We start from the raw sequence: 16,070 nt of genomic DNA on the forward strand, positions 1-16,070 counted from the left end.
CTCAGAGCACCTCGACCTTTTCCGGGTGCACGAGCTCGATGCGCGCTTCGACCAGCAGATCCGCCGTCGCGACCTGGAACGCCTTCAGATGCGGCTCGGCAAAATGGGCGTCGACCGCGGCCTTGTCCTTCCAGGTTTCGACAAACACCAGCGCGTCGGGATCGGCAGGCTTTTGATAGAGCTCGTAGCTGATGCAGCCTGCCTCCCGCCGCGTTCCTTCGATCAGGGGCTCGGCCAGCGTCAGGATTTCCACGCCCTTGCCCGGGTGCGCCGTCAGATATGCAATAATGTAAACCATTGAACCCTCGACATCTTTTCTGCCTGGCACTGTAGCAAGAAAAAACCCCGGCGCTAGCACCGGGGTTTCAAAAATCGATCCGTCGTCAGCCGGATCAGGCTGCGAGCTTCTGCGACTTCAGCGTCTCGAGAATGTTCTGCGGCGAGGAAACGCCGTAGGGATCGCTGTCGCAATTGTCGGAGTAGCCTTCCTCTTCGAACCACTGTTCGACGACACCGTTGTTGACAACGGCAGCATAGCGCCAGGAGCGCATGCCGAAGCCGAGATTATCCTTGGCGACGAGCATGCCCATCTTGCGGGTGAACTCGCCCGAGCCATCGGGGATCAGCTTGACGTTCTCGAGGCTCTGCGACTTGCCCCAGGCGTTCATCACGAAGGCGTCGTTGACCGAGATGCAGTAGATTTCGTCAACGCCTTCGGAGCGGAACTCGGCCGTCAGCTTTTCGAAGTCGGGCAGCTGGAAGGTCGAGCAGGTGGGCGTGAAGGCGCCCGGCAGCGAAAACAACACGACACGCTTGCCGGCGAAGTAATCGTCGGAGGAAACGTCGTGCCAACGGAACGGGTTGGAGCCGCCGACGGCTTCATCGCGAACGCGGGTGCGGAACGTTACGGAGGGTACTTTTCTGCCGAGCATGGTCATCTCCTTCAGTGCAGGCACTCGATTGCGAGCGGCCTTGGGAGAACAGTCGCGATCGAGGAAAATATCAGCTCGTTTCCTACCGGAAATTCCGCTGCGGTGCAGCACGAAAGGCGTCGATTCACACCCGCGCATGGCAGACATGCGACAAGCGCATGCCTGTGGCGATCCCGAACCGGCGCGGACAATGTCTCAGTTGTGTAGCCGCAGGGACAGGCCAAGAGTGGAAGGCAAGGGATTCCAGAACCCCGTCTGCAGTCCGGCTTCTCTCAATGCCCGCGCCGTCCAGGTGTTGCATCCAAACAGTGCATTGAAGCTGCCCTCCGCCTCAAAGAAGCGGTCGGCATAACCATAGGAAAAGCCCTCGATCGGAAAGACGGCGCCGCCGTTCCTGGCAAAGCTTCCGGAGATGAACGTCATCAGCTTCTCGAACTCGGCGCGCTTGAGGTCAACGCTCGTAACCGACGGCTGGGGTTCGACGATCGCCCCGGCAATATCGACATGCATAACGGAACGGTCGAGCGCCAGCGCCCTCAAGACCGGCATTGGCTTCAGCTCCGACCATGTCGGCGTTTCCAGGTAGAACGAGCGGCCACCCCAGCCGAAGATCAGCCATCGCGCCTCCGGGTGATCCAGAGGCACGCCTGCCTCGCCGGCGAAGGCAAACCGCGTCCGCGTCTCGTCATTGAGGGGAATGGCGATATCGGTGTGGATCGGACTGGCGAGGATCAGGACGCGTTCGCCGGCAACAGCCGGCTCAACCGCAGCGGCCGTGGCCGTCTTCGGCAACAGCGGTCGCGGCACGACCATCCCGAGGACGACTGCCAGGACAAGACCCGACACCCCGTAGGCGGTCCACTTGAAGGCCCGCCAGCTACCGCTTTTTCGAGACAAAATCGTTTGCCGCTCAGAACAGGAAATAACGCTGCGCCATCGGCAGAACCGTCGCCGGCTCGCAGGTGAGGAGCTCGCCATCGGCCCGCACTTCGTAGGTCTCCGGATCGACCTCGACATGCGGCGTCAGGTTGTTGTGGATCATCGATGCCTTGCCGATGCCGCCGCGGGTGTTCTTGACGGCGACGAGCTGTTTGGCAACGCCGAGCCTGGCCGCCAACCCGCCATCGAGCGAGGCCTGCGAGACGAAGGTGACGGAGGAGTTCGTGCGGCTCTTGCCATAGGCGCCGAACATCGGCCGGTAGTGCACCGGCTGCGGCGTCGGGATCGAGGCGTTGGGGTCGCCCATCGGTGCTGCGGCGATCGTTCCGCCGATCAGCACCATGTCGGGCTTGACGCCGAAGAAGGCCGGTTTCCAGAGGACGAGGTCGGCGCGCTTGCCGACTTCGAGCGAACCGATCTCATGGCTGAGGCCATGGGCGATCGCCGGGTTGATGGTGTATTTGGCGATATAGCGTTTGACCCGGAAATTGTCGTTGTCGCCGGTTTCCTGCGGCAGCGCGCCGCGCTGGCGCTTCATCTTGTCGGCCGTCTGCCAGGTGCGGATCGCCACCTCGCCGACGCGGCCCATCGCCTGGCTATCGGACGAGATGATCGAGAACGCACCGATATCGTGCAGGATGTCTTCGGCGGCGATCGTCTCCTTACGGATCCGGCTTTCGGCAAAGGCGATATCCTCGGGGATCGACGGCGACAGGTGATGGCAGACCATCAGCATATCCAGGTGCTCGGCCAGCGTGTTCTTGGTGTAGGGTCGGGTCGGGTTGGTCGACGACGGAATGACGTTCGGCTGGCCGCAGATCTTGATGATATCCGGCGCATGGCCGCCACCCGCCCCTTCCGTGTGGAAGGCATGGATCGTGCGGCCCTTGATCGCCGCGATCGTGTCCTCGACGAAACCGCTCTCGTTCAACGTGTCGGTGTGGATCATCACCTGCACATCGTACTCGTCGGCAACACCAAGGCAGCAGTCGACGGCAGCCGGCGTCGAGCCCCAATCCTCGTGCAGCTTCAGCGAGGTCGCGCCCGCAAGCACCATCTCGACCAGCGCGGCGGGCAGCGAGGCATTGCCCTTGCCGGCAAAGGCAAGGTTCATCGGGAAGGCGTCCGCAGCCTCGATCATGCGGGCGAGATGCCAGGGCCCGGGCGTGCAGGTGGTCGCGAGCGTGCCATGCGCCGGCCCCGTGCCGCCGCCGAGCATGCAGGTGAGCCCGCTCATCAGCGCTTCCTCGATCTGCTGCGGGCAGATGAAGTGGATATGGCTGTCCATGCCGCCGGCGGTGACGATCTTGCCCTCGCCGGCGATCACCTCGGTGCCCGGACCGACGATGATCGTCACGCCAGGCTGCATATCGGGATTGCCGGCCTTGCCGATCGCCGCGATGCGCCCGTCCTTCAGCCCGATATCCGCCTTGACGATGCCCCAGTGGTCGACGATCAGCGCGTTGGTGATCACGGTGTCGACCGCACCCGCCGCTCGCGTCACCTGGCTTTGGCCCATGCCGTCGCGGATCACCTTGCCGCCGCCGAACTTCACTTCTTCGCCATAGGTGGTGAAATCCTTCTCCACCTCGATGAACAGTTCCGTGTCGGCCAGCCGAACCTTGTCGCCGACCGTCGGGCCGAACATGTTGGCATAGGCCGCGCGCGACATTTTGTAGGGCATGGGTTCAGGCTCCTTGGGACAAGTCTGAAGAAGAAGGGGAAAGACGGCGAAGACGGCCCTCGGCCGCAAGTGCGTCGACGTACCGGCGCTCGGCGGCAAAGGGATGCCACTCCCAACCGACATGGCCGAAGCCAGCCAGAACGACCAGATCGTCGGCCGATGCAAAACCGGAAAGCACGTCGGCAATCACGACCATGCCGCTCGACGGCACGACATAAGGCGTGGGCGCGAACCGCGACAGATCCCGGTCCAGCTGCTCGTGCGCTGCGAGGGGGACGACCCGATGCACCCGGCCGGTCGCCGTTGTAAAACTCTCGAAACCGCAAGTGTAGTCGTCGCAGAAGTCGTCGAGATCCGGATGCGTTTCGGCCAGTGCCGCGCGCATGCCGGCAAACTTTTCAGCCGACCGAACGCTCCAGATCTCGCGTGCCTGCCGCACGGCGGCGCTGTTCTTCCAGCGCCCGCCACCAAGCATGGCAAGCGCCGGCCGGCCAGTATTGCAGACGGCGACGATATCGGTCCTCGCCCCGCCGGTGCCGACAGAACGGCAATCGTTGAAACGAATGACGACATCGGCCGTATCGATCGTTGCCGCAGCGCCTTCCGGCACTTCTCCATTCCCCACGATCATGATGGTGCGGCCAGACATCAGCGCTAGTTTTCCGTGGGCTCGAGCAGCTCTTTGAGTTCCGTGGTGCGGGCCGCAGTCAGCTGCGCCAGGCAGCCGGATACCAGCATCGGCTCCATCGATCCGCCGCGCGCTTCGAAGCCGGCAAGCTCGCACTGGCCGTCGCGGTAGCCGATCCAGGCGCGCTGCGCCTTCTTCAACGCCTCCTCCGCGCCGACATAGTCGGCGCTGATGTCACCCAGTTCCTTGTCCTTGGCCCGCATCGCCGCAACGGTCTGCTTGTAGACCGTGTTGAGTTCAGCGTCGGCCGCCTCATAATCCTTGTTGGAGCAGATGTTCATATCCGCCTGCGTCATTGCATTGGCGCAATCGACATCATCCTCCTGCGCCAGCGCGGGCATGGCCGCCAGCAGCAAGGCGCTCGCGATAAGCGTCGTTCGCATCATCATGCTCAAAGCTTTCCCATGACCTGCTGGCGGAAACCAAAAACCTCGCGCTTGCCCGAAAGCGGGATGAGCGTGACCTGTCTTTTCTGTCCCGGCTCGAAGCGGACGGCGGTGCCTGCGGGAATGTCCAGTCGTTTGCCATGGGCGGCACTGCGATCGAAGTCGAGCCCGGCATTGGTCTCGGCAAAGTGATAGTGGCTGCCGACCTGCACCGGCCGGTCGCCGGTATTGGAGACCTCGATCGTCACCGTCTCAAGCCCGTGGTTGAGTTCGATATCGCCGCTTGCGGCAATGATTTCCCCTGGGATCATCTGAGTTCCCTCTCCCTTGTCAGGCCGCGTCGACGTCGGCGCAGCCGAGCGGCTTCAGCACCCGTTCGGTCGATGCCGGATATTTCACAAGCAGCGCGGCCGGGCGTACCGGGCGCCGGGTAAACTCGCCGCCGCAGTTCGGGCAGGTGCCACCGAGCGTGCCTTCGACACAATCGACGCAAAAGGTGCACTCGAAGGTGCAGATCATCGCGTCGCGGCTCTCTGGCGGCAGATCCTTGTCGCAGCATTCGCAGTTCGGACGCAGTGCCAACATGTCTCAGCCTCCTCAGCGGATCGGTTCGTGCACAGTGACGAGCTTGGTACCGTCAGGGAAGGTCGCCTCCACCTGGATGTCGTGGATCATCTCCGCGATCCCCTCCATCACCTGTGCACGGGTGATCACATGGGCGCCCGCCTCCATCAGCTCCGCGACCGATCGGCCGTCACGCGCACCTTCGACAACGAAGTCAGTAATCAGCGCGATCGCCTCTGGATGATTAAGCTTGAGTCCGCGCTCCAGGCGGCGGCGGGCAACCATCGCAGCCATGGAAATCAACAGCTTGTCCTTTTCGCGCGGGGTAAGATTCATGCGTCGCCACCGGTTTGATTGTGGATTAGAGGACCCAGACTTTCGGCACTGTCTCTTGCTTGCGCAAGTGCGAAATGACCGGGATGAGGATTTTTCTGAGCGAGAAGCCGTCCGCGGCAGCAAAGCGCGCAACCAGCTTGTCGCGACCACCGAGCTTGATGTGGCTGACGCCCGCCCCCACTTGCGTTTCGAGGAGTGCGCGCAGCCGCGGCAGCAGCAATTCACAATCCGGTCCGGTGTAGAACAGCGTCGCAAATGCCACGCTGCCGCCGAGCACTGCAGTCCGGGCGACAAGAGCGGCGATATCATCGGCAAAGGTCAGGTTTTCGGCATGCAACAGCCGGCCGCCGACGCGAATGCGCCAGCGATCTCGCAAGAGGCCTGTCTGCATCGCTTCGCCCATCGCCTTGCGGCCGAGCAGCACGGCCTCGACGGCAAGGAACGTCGCGCCGTCCTCGAGCTCGACATCGAGCGAGCGTGTCAGCGATGCGCGGTCGAACAGGATCGTCTCCTGCGGCAGCCAATCGACGCGTGCGCCAGCCGCCACGTCGATGCGTGTCGTGACATCGACCGTGCCGGCACTCGCCTTGTAGATCTTCTCGCAGGCCTGCGTGGTGACGGTGAGCTCGGTCGCCGCACCGGCCTCGATCTCCCAGAGCATGCGGTCGCCGCCGGTGAGCCCACCCGACGAGTTGATCAGCACGGCTTCCATCGAAGTATCGAAGGTTTTCGGCAGCCGAATCTTTGCGCAGCCTTCCTGGTAAAGCTCGGCAACGCGCGTTTGACCGACGGCCACTTTCGCGACCAGTCGTCCTTTTCCGAACGCCCGCTGCGGGGCGATGATAGCCGCATTGCTCATGTTCATCGGCCGACATCGTCGGCATCCCGAGGCGCCAAGTCAAGCTATTGTTTTGCAAAGAAAATCGGCAAGGTGATTGCTTTATGGGCAGCGTTTGCCCATCAAACAGCCACCATCTCAGGCGACCCTATCCGGCGGCTCTCGCCCCTCGAAGAAGGCGGTGATGTTGTCGACCACCTTCATGCCCATCGCGACGCGTGTCTCCTCGGTCGCGCTGCCGAGATGCGGCAGCAGAACGACATTTTCGAGCGCCCGCAGGCCCTCCGGCACATTCGGTTCCGCCTCGAAAACATCGAGGCCGGCGCCTTTGATCACTCCGTTCTTCAGCGCCTCGATCAACGCCGGCTCGTCGACCACATCGCCGCGCGCGGTGTTGACGAGATAGGCGCCCTTTTTCATCATCGCCAGCCGCTCGGCATTGATGAGGTGCCGGTTCTCGCCACCGCCGGGGCAGTGCAACGAGACGAAATCCGCAATCGCAAGCACCTCGTCGACGGTACCGAGCTGGCGCGCGCCATAGCGTGCGGCTTCCGCCGCATCGACACGCGAGCGGTTGTAGAACACCACCTCCATGTCGAACCCGAAATGGCAGCGTTTTGCCATCGCCTTGCCGATGCGGCCGAAACCGATGATCCCCAGCGTCTTGCCGGTCACCTTGCTGCCAATCATGTGGGTCGGCCGCCAGCCGGTCCATTCGCCGGCCCTGATCTGACGCTCCCCTTCGCCCGCACGCCGCGCGACGGCAAGCAGCAGCGTCATGGCGATATCGGCAGTGCAATCGGTCAGAACGCCGGGCGTGTTGGTAACGGCGATGTTTGCGGCCTTGGCGGCGGCAACATCGATGTGGTTGTAACCGACACCATAGTTGCCGAGGATCTTTGCCCTGATGTCGCCGCCGTCGAACAGGCTTGCCGGCAGGCGGTCGGAGACCGTCGGCAGCACCGCGTCAAAGTCGCGCAGCGCCTTTGCCAGCTGATCGGCCGACATCGGTACGTCGCTCTCGTTCAAGACGCCATCAAACCGCTCGGCCAGCACGCGCTCCACCGCTTCGGGCCAACGGCGGGTGACGAGAATGCGCGGCTTGGAACTCATGGGACAACCTCTAAAAACAGAATCGTTCGGCGATAGTGCACGAAATGACGGCGAGAGACAGCCCGCGCGGCCCAACGAAAGAGGCCCGGTGCAATGCCTTGCCGAGGCGAAGTCCGACGAGAATCATCGCCATCCCCGTTAACACCCGTCCAGAAACAAAAAGCCCGGCGATCGCTCGCCGGGCTTTCGAAGTTCTGACGTGGTTCAACGAACCTCGAAGCGAGATTTACTCGTTTTCGAAGTAGCTGTACTTGCCGTCTTCACCCTTCTTCCAGGTGTACATGACGTAGTCCGGACGGGTGATGTCGCCCTTTTCGTCATAGCCGAGTTCGCCAATTGCGGTCTTGAACGGGCCTTTGGCCTTGATCGCTTCGGCAACGGCCTGCGGATCGGTCGTGCCGCCAGCCTTGGCAGCTTCGGCGACAACCTGCAGAGCAGCGTAGGCGTAGAGCGTGTAGGCTTCCGGTTCGAAGCCGGCGGCGCGGAACTTCTCGACGAGTTCCTTGGCAGCCGGGTTCTTGCGCGGATCCGGAGCAAACGTCATCAGCGTGCCGTCAACAGCGTCGCCTGCGATCGAGGCCAGTTCGTTCGAAACGATACCGTCGCCCGACATCAGGGTAGCCTTGAGGCCCTGGTCCTTCATCTGGCGCATGATCAGGCCAGCTTCGGTGTGCAGACCGCCGTAGTAGACGATCGAGACGCCGGCTTCCTTCATCTTGGCGATGAGGGCCGAGAAGTCCTTGTCGCCGGTGTTGATGCCTTCATAGAGGGCTTCATTGAGGCCGGCTTCGTTCATCGACTTCTTGGTTTCGTCGGCAAGGCCCTGACCATAAGGGGTCTTGTCGTGAATGACGGCGATCTTGGCGTCCTTGTGGTTGGCGGCAAGGAAGGCGCCGGCAACTGCGCCCTGCTGGTCGTCACGACCGCAAGTGCGGAAGGTGTTCCAGAGGCCGCGCTCGGTGAACTGCGGGTTGGTGGAAGCCGGCGTTACCTGGAGAATGCCGTTTTCGGCATAGACTTCCGAAGCCGGGATGGACACGCCCGAGTTGAAGTGGCCGACAACGAACTTCACGCCGTCAGCGACGAACTTGTTGGCGACCGAAACGCCCTGCTTGGCGTCGGAAACGTCGTCGCCGAGTACAACCTTGATCTGTTCCCCATTGATACCGCCGGCAGCATTGATGTCTGCAGCAGCCTGTTCGGCACCTTTCTGCAGCTGTGCACCGAACGCAGCGTTCGGGCCGGTCAGCGGGCCAGCAACGCCAACGAGAATATCAGCCCATGCGGTGCCGCTGAAAGCGACCATTGCCGACAGCGCAACGGCCGACAGAAGAGACTTTTTCATTTTGTTACTCCCAATTATCCGAGCGGGTCTCGTTACCAACCTGCGCAATGCCCACCGTAATTCGCGCCGGTATTTCTTTCGCACCGGCCGCGGCGGCCGGCGCGCGCTGTTCCCATTATTTGGCTTTCCAGGAGAAAGGCGAAGCCTTCTCATAGAGCCAATAGTAGTTATTGGTCATTTGCTTGGTCCGGTAGTACCGGAAACCTGCGGTAGCAAACAACAAAAGTACGACCGTGTCCACGATATAGTAATGCAGACTGAACATCGTACCTCCGAACAGGGCGTGGTGCACGAAGCGGATCCCAAGCCCCAGCAGCGCCACATAGACGAAGAGGCGCGGAAGCTCCTCCCAGCCCTCGGCGACGCTCTTTCCCGTTCTCCACGCGGTCCAGCCGCCCAGAACACAGGTGATGAAAAGAAACTGCCAGACCGACACTTCTTCGTAGAGAATACCCTGCATGTCACAAACTCCAGATGCGGCGCATCAATGGCGGCCGCCTTCGAGATAGGCCGCGCGGACTTCCGGATTGGCGAGCAGTTCCTTGCCCGAGCCGCTCATCGTCACGCGGCCGTTGACCATCACGTAACCGCGGTCGGAAAGCTTCAAGGCGCCGAACGCATTCTGCTCGACGAGGAACACGGTCAGTCCCTCTTCCTTGTTCAGCTTCTTGATGGCTTCGAAGATGCCCTTAACGATCAGCGGCGCCAGGCCGAGCGATGGCTCGTCCAGCAGCAGGAGCTTCGGGCGCGCCATCAGCGCGCGGGCGATCGACAGCATCTGCTGCTCGCCGCCCGAAAGCGTACCGCCGCGTTGAGCCTGGCGCTCCTTAAGTCGCGGGAACAGCGAGAACACCTTCTCGGCGTCCTCGTTGAAATGTTTGAGGTTGTCGAGGCTTGCGCCCATCTGCAGGTTTTCGAATACGGTCATGCGCGGAAAAATGCGACGGCCTTCCGGCGACTGCGCGATGCGAAGACGCGCGATCTCGTGCGTCGGCATGCGGGTAATTTCCTCACCTTCGAACATGACCGCGCCGGTGCGCGCCTGCGGGCTGCCGCAGATCGTCATCATCAGCGTCGACTTGCCAGCGCCGTTGGCGCCGATCAGGCAGACGATTTCACCGCGATGCACTTCGACATCGACGCCGCTCAGCGCCCGGATGTTGCCGTAGTAGGTTTCGACGGCCTTTACTTGCAGGAGAGGCGCACTCATTTCTTGGAGCCTCCCTGTCCGCCTTCGATTTCCTCGATTTCTTCGATCACCTCTTCAACCTCTTCATCCTCGACACCCAGATAGGCCGCAATGACCCTCGGATCGTTCTTCACGAAATCCGGGTTGCCGTCGGAAATCTTCTGGCCGTATTCCAAAACGACCACGTGGTCGGAAATCTCCATGACCACCGACATGTCGTGCTCGATCAGCAGGATCGACGTGCCGGTTTCGCCACGAATGCCCCGCAGCAGCTCGTTGAGCGCCAGCGATTCACGCGGGTTGAGGCCGGCAGCCGGCTCGTCGAGGCACAGGAGTTCCGGCCCGGTGCACATGGCACGGGCGATTTCGAGCCGCCGCTGGGCGCCGTAGGGCAGATCGCCGGCCGGGTCGTCGGCACGATCGACCAGCGACGCCTTTTCCAGCCAATGCTTGGCAAGGTCGATCGATTCCTTCGAAGCCTGACGGTAGGCCGGGAAACCGAGCAGGCCGAGGAAGGTATAGCCAGACGCCTGCATCAGCTTGTTGTGCTGCGCGACCAGCAGGTTTTCGAGCACCGTCAGACCGGAGAACATCCGGATGTTCTGGAAGGTGCGCGCGACCTTGGCCTGCTTGGTGATCTCGAAATCCGGCAGGCGTTCCAGCAGATATTCCTTACCGGACTTCTGCTTCATGGTGATCATGCCCATCGTCGGCTTGTAGAAGCCGGTGATGCAGTTGAACACCGTGGTCTTGCCGGCTCCGTTCGGGCCGATCAGCGCGGTGATGTCACCGCGATAGGCTTCGAAGGAGAAGTCGTTGATGGCCATGAGACCGCCGAAGCGCATCGACAGGTGCTCAACCGAGAGAATGGGATCTTTTGTCATTGTCGTTGTCTCGAGGGCCATCAGCCATGCCCTTCCTTGGTGAAGCTGCCGGAGATCGCCTTGCGTTCGCGCAGGAACGCTGTCGGCTCACGCGAGCCGACAAAACCGCGCGGCTTCCAGACCATCACGACGACCATCGCCAGGCCGAAGATCAGCATACGGTAGAGTTCAGGCGTGAAGTCCGGTCCGAAGATCGCCTTCAGGAAGGAAAGCTCGCGCAGGATTTCCGTGCCGCCGATCATCGCCACCGCGGCGATGGCGATACCGGTGAGCGAACCCATGCCACCGAGAACAACGATCGCCAGAATGACCGCGGATTCGAGGAACACGAAGGATTCCGGCGAGACGAAACCCTGGCGCACGGCGAAGAACGAACCTGCGATGCCGCCGAACATGGCGCCCGTTGCAAAGGCGGTAAGCTTTGTCGTGACCGTGTTGATGCCGAGCGAGCGGCAGGCGATCTCGTCCTCGCGCAGCGCTTCCCAGGCGCGGCCGATCGGCATCCGGCGAAGGCGGATGGTGACGAAGGCCGTCAGCATGCAAAGGCCAAGGATCAAATAGAACAGGAAGATCTTGTAGTAGGCCGACGACATGGGGAGCCCCATCATCGCTGCAAAACCATCCTTGGAAGCGTCGAACTTGATGCCGAACAGGGTCGCCTTGGCGATGCCGGAGACGCCGAACGTTCCCTTGGTCACTTCGGTCCAGTTTATGAGGACAAGCCGTATGATTTCCCCGAAGGCGAGCGTGACGATCGCCAGGTAGTCACCCCTTAGCCGCAAGACCGGGAATCCGAGGACCATGCCCCAGCAGGCCGAGAGAATACCGGCAACCGGCAGCAGAACCCAGAAGGAGAGCCCGAAATAAGTCGACAGCAGCGCGTAGGAATAGGCACCCACCGCGTAGAAGGCGACATAGCCGAGGTCCAGCAGACCTGCCAGGCCGACGACGATGTTGAGGCCCCAGGCGAGCATCACGTAGATCAGGATCTGGACGCCGAAATTGTCGACCCACTTCAGCGAGCCCTGCGCACCGACGAGCGCCACGATCACAGGCGGATAGAGAACGAGCGCAATGATCGCGATCTTCGAGAAATTGCGCTTGAAGAAGCTCTCTTCCCTAACGACCTCCTCCGCTTCGGCCTTGGCGGCCTTGCGGCGCGCCATTGCCGGCTGGATATAGGCGACCATCAGGAACCGGCCGACGGCGGCGACGATCACGAAGATCGCAAGCAGACCCCAGCGCTGGTTGAGGACCAGCTCGTTGCGAATGTTCTGGTCGCTCTTCAGGCCGACGAACAAGACGAAGAGGCCGAGAGAGATAAGGCCCGCGAAGACAGCCTCGCGCAGGGCCCGCGCCGTCAGATCACTGCCGGCGCTTGCAGATGTAGAAGCAATGTTTGCCATTGATTTATACCTTCTCGACTTCCGGTCGTCCGAGTATGCCAGACGGCTTGAAGATCAGGACGATTGCGAGAATGGAGAACGTCGCAACATCCTTGTAGTCGATGGTGAAATAAGCGGACCAGAGGGACTCGATGAGGCCGATCAGCAACCCGCCGAGAACAGCGCCCGGCAAGGAGCCGATGCCGCCAAGAACAGCTGCAGTAAAGGCCTTGACCCCCGGAACAAATCCGTCGGTGAAGACGACCACACCATAATACATCAAGTACATGGTGCCGGCGACAGCAGCGAGCGCTGCGCCCATGATGAAGGTCACCGAGATGGTACGGTCGACGTCAACACCCAGGAGGGCCGCCATCTTGCGGTCCTGTTCCGTTGCGCGCTGAGCGCGCCCGAGCGGCGTCTTGTTGACGATGTACCAGAACACGGACAACAGGATCGCCGTGATGATGATGATGATGATCTGCTTCAGCGAGATCGTGATGCCCAACACCTCGTAAACCGAGGAAACGAGCGGCGGGATCGGCTTGTTGCGCGGTCCCTGCGTCACCTGGATGAAGTTCGACAGGGCGATCGACATGCCGATTGCCGTGATTAGCGGAGCCAGGCGGAACGAACCGCGTAGCGGCCGGTAAGCCACCCGCTCGATGGTCCAGTTCCAGAGCGCCGCCGTCAGCATGCCGACGATCATCATCAGCAACAGGGCAAGTACAACCGGTATGCCAGCCATGAATGTTGTGAGAAGCAGAAAGACAATCAAAGCGGCAAAACCGCCGAGCATGAAGATATCGCCGTGGGCGAAGTTGATCATGCCAATGATGCCGTAGACCATGGTATAACCAATTGCGATCATACCATAAATAGACCCAAGAGTCAGCCCATTGACGAGCTGCTGGACGAAATACTCCATCAATCTTCCCCTGGACCAGATCCATAAGGTCCGGTCTCTTGTTTTTTGAGCTCATTGTTGAGCGTTCTGTTGATCGATTCCATACCTCTTTCAAACGAAAAGAAAAGCTAAAAAACGTGGGAGCGGCAAAATCTTCGCCTATAAAATCGATTTGACGCTTTTGAAGTCATAAAAAACAAAAAAAATGCACGTCTCGCCTGGGGAATAGTCAACTTTAGTCTAAAACCGCGTGCAATCCGGCCTGTGGATGAATCGGCAAGCAACAAGACCAGCTCGCCGATTTGCCTCCCGTCAACCACGCATGCGCTCACCGTTTGCGTCGAACAATGGGTAGGGTTGCAACCGCGCCGGCAGGATCTCACCGAGCAGTTCGATCGCCCAGCCTGCCTCTTCATCAGCGATCTCCTTGGGCACGTAACCAAGCGCCACCGACACCCCGCTGGCGTGGGCATAGCCGCCGGATGTCACCCAACCGCGCACCGCGCCGTCGAAATAGATCGGTTCGTCGCCGATGACATCGGCATCGCGCGTCTCGAGCAGGAAGGTGCGCAGACGAAGCTGTCCGCCTTCTGCCTTCTCGCGCATTGCCGCCGCCTTTCCGATGAAACCCGCCGGTTTACCGAGCGCCACAAACCTGCCAAGGCCGGCCTCCAGCGGACCGTAGAGCGGCCGAAACTCGCGCGACCAGCTGCCGAACGATTTTTCGACCCTGAGGGCATTGAGGGCGCGAAGGCCAAACAGCCGGATGCCGAAGGCCGCACCCTTTTCCAGGATCAGATCGAACAGGTAGCGCTGGTATTCCGGCTTCATCCAGATCTCGTAGCCGACGTCACCGGTATAGCTGACCCGACCGACGATCGCCGGCGCCATACCGAGATTCATCCGGCGAATATCCATGAACGCAAAGGCCTTATCACCGACGTCGAGATGGGTCAGCGCCGCCAGCACGTCCCGCGCCTTCGGCCCGGCGATCGACAGCCCGACAAGCTCCAGCTTCAACGGACGGATCGAGACCGAGCCATTCTCTGGCAGGTGCGCCTCGAACCAGCGCATATGATAATCCTCGGCGATGCCGGAGCCGATGAGGAGGAAATCCTGTTCACCGAGCTTGGCGAGCGTGAAGTCGCCGATCAGCTTGCCATCGTCTTTCAGCATCGGCGCCAGCGACATCCGCCCCACAGCCGGGATACGGCAGGCGAGCATCCCATCGAGCCAGGCTTCCGCCCCCGCCCCCTTGATCTCGTATTTGGCAAAGCCGGAGGTTTCCATCAGCCCGACAGCGGCGCGCACCGCGCGGGCTTCGTCGCCGACCGTGTCGAAATCGGTCGAGCGGCGCCAGGAGAAGTGATCCTCGACACCGGCAGGTGCAAACCACAGCGGCGTTTCCAGGCCATAGGAAGCACCGAACACGGCACCGGCCGCCTTCAACCGGTCATAGATCGGCGTCGTGAGCAGCGGCCGTGCGGCCGGCAGCTCCTCGTTCGGATAACGGATGGAAAAACGGCGCGAATAGTTCTCGCGCACCTTGGCGTTGGTATAGGCAAGCGTGGCGAAATCGCCATAACGCGCCACGTCCATGGCAAAGACGTCGAAGCCGGGATCGCCGTCTATCATCCAGTTGGCAAGCGCCAGGCCGACGCCGCCGCCCTGGCTGAAGCCGGCCATGACGGCACAAGCCGACCAGAAATTGCGCAGCCCCCGCACCGGCCCGACCAGCGGGTTTCCATCCGGCGAAAAGGTGAAGGGCCCGTTGATGACCTTCTTGATGCCGGCTCTGTTGAAGGCCGGGAAATGCCGGAAGCCGACCTCGAGTTCCGGCGAGATGCGGTCGATGTCCTCGGCCAGCAGCTCATGGCCGAAATCCCAGGGTGTCGTCACCGGCGACCAGGGGCGGCAGGCTTTCTCATAGGTGCCCATCAACATGCCATTGCGCTCTTGGCGCAAGTAAATCTCGCCATCGAAATCGACACAGTGCATCAGCTCCTTGCCGCGCGTCTGGTTGAACTCGATGACCTCGGGCATATCTTCGGTGATGAGATACATATGCTCCATCGCCAGAACGGGCAGCTCCAGCCCGACCATGCGGCCGACCTCGCGCGCCCAGAGGCCCGCGGCGTTGACCACATGCTCTGCAATGATTTCGCCCTGATTGGTGATGACGCGCCAGGATCCGTCCTCGCGCTGCACGAGATCCTCGACCTTTGTGTGCAGATAGATCTCGGCCCCATTCTTCTTGGCCGACTTGGCATAGGCATGGGTCGTTCCATAGGGATCGAGATGGCCCTCGACCGGGTCGAACACCGCGCCAACGAACTGATCTGGATCCAGCAGCGGCATCAGGTCGTGCGCTTCCTTGGGCGTCAGCAGCTCGGCCTCGAGCCCCATGTAGCGGCCCTTGGCGAGGATCGACTTCATCCAGTCGAAACGCTCCTTGGTCGCGGCCAGCATCATGCCCGACGTCATGTGCAGGCCGATGTCCTGGCCGGAATATTCCTCGATCTCCTTGTAGAGTTCGACGGTGTATTTCTGCAGCTTGGCGACGTTGGGGTCGCCGTTGATCGTGTGCATGCCACCGGCGGCATGCCAGGTCGAACCGGAGGTCAGCTCCGATCGCTCCAGCAGCACCACGTCGGTCCAGCCGAACTTCGTGAGATGGTAGAGGATCGAGCAACCGACAACGCCGCCACCGATCACGACGACTCTGGCATGGCTTTTCATGCGCACACTCCGCTTTCCCGCGCATCCGGGCGAAGCGCGGCTCAGTTTTCAGGAAGAAAGGGTCAGGCACGACTACCGCCCACCCGGTCTGTTCAGGCACGGGAACAGCGTGCGGCGAGCAGGGCAAAGCCTAGTCAGAAA

General features: G+C 61.5%; 18 protein-coding genes. All 18 read right to left on the reverse strand.

Annotated elements, in window-relative coordinates:
- Nucleotide 1: 1 nt before the first annotated feature.
- The 18 genes from ASD52_RS09175 to ASD52_RS09260 all read right to left on the reverse strand — a co-directional run bounded on the left by ASD52_RS09175 (nt 2) and on the right by ASD52_RS09260 (nt 15,929).
- Nucleotides 2-298 carry a putative quinol monooxygenase gene (locus ASD52_RS09175; RefSeq protein ID WP_025428131.1) on the reverse strand — a complete coding sequence of 99 codons (297 nt, stop codon included), beginning with the start codon at nt 296-298 and terminating at the stop codon, nt 2-4.
- 94 nt (nt 299-392) lie between these two features.
- A complete protein-coding gene (locus ASD52_RS09180) occupies nt 393-932 on the reverse strand; it encodes a peroxiredoxin (protein ID WP_025428132.1) in 540 nt (179 codons plus the stop codon).
- Between the two features lie 195 nt (nt 933-1,127).
- Nucleotides 1,128-1,778, reverse strand: coding sequence for a TIGR02117 family protein (locus tag ASD52_RS09185; RefSeq protein WP_038577388.1), 651 nt, complete (start codon nt 1,776-1,778; stop codon nt 1,128-1,130).
- 64 nt (nt 1,779-1,842) lie between these two features.
- Nucleotides 1,843-3,555 carry an urease subunit alpha gene (gene ureC / locus ASD52_RS09190; protein ID WP_057206528.1) on the reverse strand — a complete coding sequence of 571 codons (1,713 nt, stop codon included), beginning with the start codon at nt 3,553-3,555 and terminating at the stop codon, nt 1,843-1,845.
- Between the two features lie 4 nt (nt 3,556-3,559).
- The gene (locus tag ASD52_RS09195; RefSeq protein ID WP_025428135.1) at nt 3,560-4,207 is read right to left on the reverse strand and encodes a hypothetical protein; all 648 of its coding nucleotides are present in this window, start codon (nt 4,205-4,207) and stop codon (nt 3,560-3,562) included.
- Nucleotides 4,208-4,209: 2 nt separating this feature from the next.
- Complete coding sequence (locus ASD52_RS09200) at nt 4,210-4,626, reverse strand: lysozyme inhibitor LprI family protein (protein ID WP_025428136.1); 417 nt, start codon at nt 4,624-4,626, stop codon at nt 4,210-4,212.
- An 8-nt stretch (nt 4,627-4,634) separates the two neighbouring features.
- Complete coding sequence (locus tag ASD52_RS09205) at nt 4,635-4,940, reverse strand: urease subunit beta (protein ID WP_025428137.1); 306 nt, start codon at nt 4,938-4,940, stop codon at nt 4,635-4,637.
- A gap of 19 nt (nt 4,941-4,959) precedes the next feature.
- On the reverse strand, nt 4,960-5,214 hold the full coding sequence (locus ASD52_RS09210; protein ID WP_025428138.1) for a DUF1272 domain-containing protein: 255 nt from the start codon (nt 5,212-5,214) through the stop codon (nt 4,960-4,962).
- Nucleotides 5,215-5,226: 12 nt separating this feature from the next.
- A complete protein-coding gene (locus ASD52_RS09215; RefSeq protein ID WP_057216125.1) occupies nt 5,227-5,529 on the reverse strand; it encodes an urease subunit gamma in 303 nt (100 codons plus the stop codon).
- 25 nt (nt 5,530-5,554) lie between these two features.
- Nucleotides 5,555-6,388 (reverse strand): urease accessory protein UreD, encoded by an 834-nt coding sequence (locus ASD52_RS09220; RefSeq protein ID WP_025428140.1) that lies wholly within the window; start codon nt 6,386-6,388, stop codon nt 5,555-5,557.
- A 117-nt stretch (nt 6,389-6,505) separates the two neighbouring features.
- Nucleotides 6,506-7,480: a D-glycerate dehydrogenase gene (locus ASD52_RS09225; protein ID WP_025428141.1), complete on the reverse strand. Its 975-nt coding sequence runs from the start codon at nt 7,478-7,480 to the stop codon at nt 6,506-6,508.
- A 226-nt stretch (nt 7,481-7,706) separates the two neighbouring features.
- Entirely contained in the window at nt 7,707-8,825 is a 1,119-nt protein-coding gene (locus ASD52_RS09230; RefSeq protein ID WP_025428142.1) for a branched-chain amino acid ABC transporter substrate-binding protein, read from the reverse strand.
- A 115-nt stretch (nt 8,826-8,940) separates the two neighbouring features.
- The gene (locus ASD52_RS09235) at nt 8,941-9,285 is read right to left on the reverse strand and encodes a DUF6867 family protein (protein WP_025428143.1); all 345 of its coding nucleotides are present in this window, start codon (nt 9,283-9,285) and stop codon (nt 8,941-8,943) included.
- Nucleotides 9,286-9,309: 24 nt separating this feature from the next.
- Nucleotides 9,310-10,035, reverse strand: coding sequence for an ABC transporter ATP-binding protein (locus tag ASD52_RS09240; protein WP_057223999.1), 726 nt, complete (start codon nt 10,033-10,035; stop codon nt 9,310-9,312).
- Nucleotides 10,032-10,919: an ABC transporter ATP-binding protein gene (locus ASD52_RS09245; RefSeq protein WP_057224001.1), complete on the reverse strand. Its 888-nt coding sequence runs from the start codon at nt 10,917-10,919 to the stop codon at nt 10,032-10,034. The genes ASD52_RS09240 and ASD52_RS09245 overlap by 4 nt, the downstream gene beginning before the upstream one ends.
- Nucleotides 10,919-12,304: a high-affinity branched-chain amino acid ABC transporter permease LivM gene (livM, locus tag ASD52_RS09250; RefSeq protein WP_025428146.1), complete on the reverse strand. Its 1,386-nt coding sequence runs from the start codon at nt 12,302-12,304 to the stop codon at nt 10,919-10,921. Before livM ends, ASD52_RS09245 begins: the two co-directional genes overlap by 1 nt.
- Before the next feature lie 4 nt (nt 12,305-12,308).
- A complete protein-coding gene (locus tag ASD52_RS09255; protein WP_057206532.1) occupies nt 12,309-13,211 on the reverse strand; it encodes a branched-chain amino acid ABC transporter permease in 903 nt (300 codons plus the stop codon).
- A gap of 291 nt (nt 13,212-13,502) precedes the next feature.
- Nucleotides 13,503-15,929 (reverse strand): FAD-dependent oxidoreductase, encoded by a 2,427-nt coding sequence (locus tag ASD52_RS09260; RefSeq protein WP_057216132.1) that lies wholly within the window; start codon nt 15,927-15,929, stop codon nt 13,503-13,505.
- Nucleotides 15,930-16,070: the final 141 nt, after the last annotated feature.

It is taken from the genome of Ensifer sp. Root142 (genome assembly GCF_001426785.1).
GTDB lineage: Bacteria > Pseudomonadota > Alphaproteobacteria > Rhizobiales > Rhizobiaceae > Ensifer > Ensifer canadensis.

Coding starts and splice junctions, on each gene's coding strand:
- ASD52_RS09235 (WP_025428143.1), bottom strand. CDS start 9,285: ATGCAGGGTATTCTCTACGAAGAAGTGTCGGTCTGGCAGTTTCTTTTC.
- ASD52_RS09180 (WP_025428132.1), bottom strand. CDS start 932: ATGCTCGGCAGAAAAGTACCCTCCGTAACGTTCCGCACCCGCGTTCGC.
- ASD52_RS09260 (WP_057216132.1), bottom strand. CDS start 15,929: ATGAAAAGCCATGCCAGAGTCGTCGTGATCGGTGGCGGCGTTGTCGGT.
- ASD52_RS09220 (WP_025428140.1), bottom strand. CDS start 6,388: ATGAGCAATGCGGCTATCATCGCCCCGCAGCGGGCGTTCGGAAAAGGA.
- ASD52_RS09230 (WP_025428142.1), bottom strand. CDS start 8,825: ATGAAAAAGTCTCTTCTGTCGGCCGTTGCGCTGTCGGCAATGGTCGCT.
- ASD52_RS09255 (WP_057206532.1), bottom strand. CDS start 13,211: ATGGAGTATTTCGTCCAGCAGCTCGTCAATGGGCTGACTCTTGGGTCT.
- livM (WP_025428146.1), bottom strand. CDS start 12,304: ATGGCAAACATTGCTTCTACATCTGCAAGCGCCGGCAGTGATCTGACG.
- ASD52_RS09215 (WP_057216125.1), bottom strand. CDS start 5,529: ATGAATCTTACCCCGCGCGAAAAGGACAAGCTGTTGATTTCCATGGCT.
- ureC (WP_057206528.1), bottom strand. CDS start 3,555: ATGCCCTACAAAATGTCGCGCGCGGCCTATGCCAACATGTTCGGCCCG.
- ASD52_RS09200 (WP_025428136.1), bottom strand. CDS start 4,626: ATGCGAACGACGCTTATCGCGAGCGCCTTGCTGCTGGCGGCCATGCCC.
- ASD52_RS09245 (WP_057224001.1), bottom strand. CDS start 10,919: ATGGCCCTCGAGACAACGACAATGACAAAAGATCCCATTCTCTCGGTT.
- ASD52_RS09210 (WP_025428138.1), bottom strand. CDS start 5,214: ATGTTGGCACTGCGTCCGAACTGCGAATGCTGCGACAAGGATCTGCCG.
- ASD52_RS09240 (WP_057223999.1), bottom strand. CDS start 10,035: ATGAGTGCGCCTCTCCTGCAAGTAAAGGCCGTCGAAACCTACTACGGC.
- ASD52_RS09205 (WP_025428137.1), bottom strand. CDS start 4,940: ATGATCCCAGGGGAAATCATTGCCGCAAGCGGCGATATCGAACTCAAC.
- ASD52_RS09225 (WP_025428141.1), bottom strand. CDS start 7,480: ATGAGTTCCAAGCCGCGCATTCTCGTCACCCGCCGTTGGCCCGAAGCG.
- ASD52_RS09175 (WP_025428131.1), bottom strand. CDS start 298: ATGGTTTACATTATTGCATATCTGACGGCGCACCCGGGCAAGGGCGTG.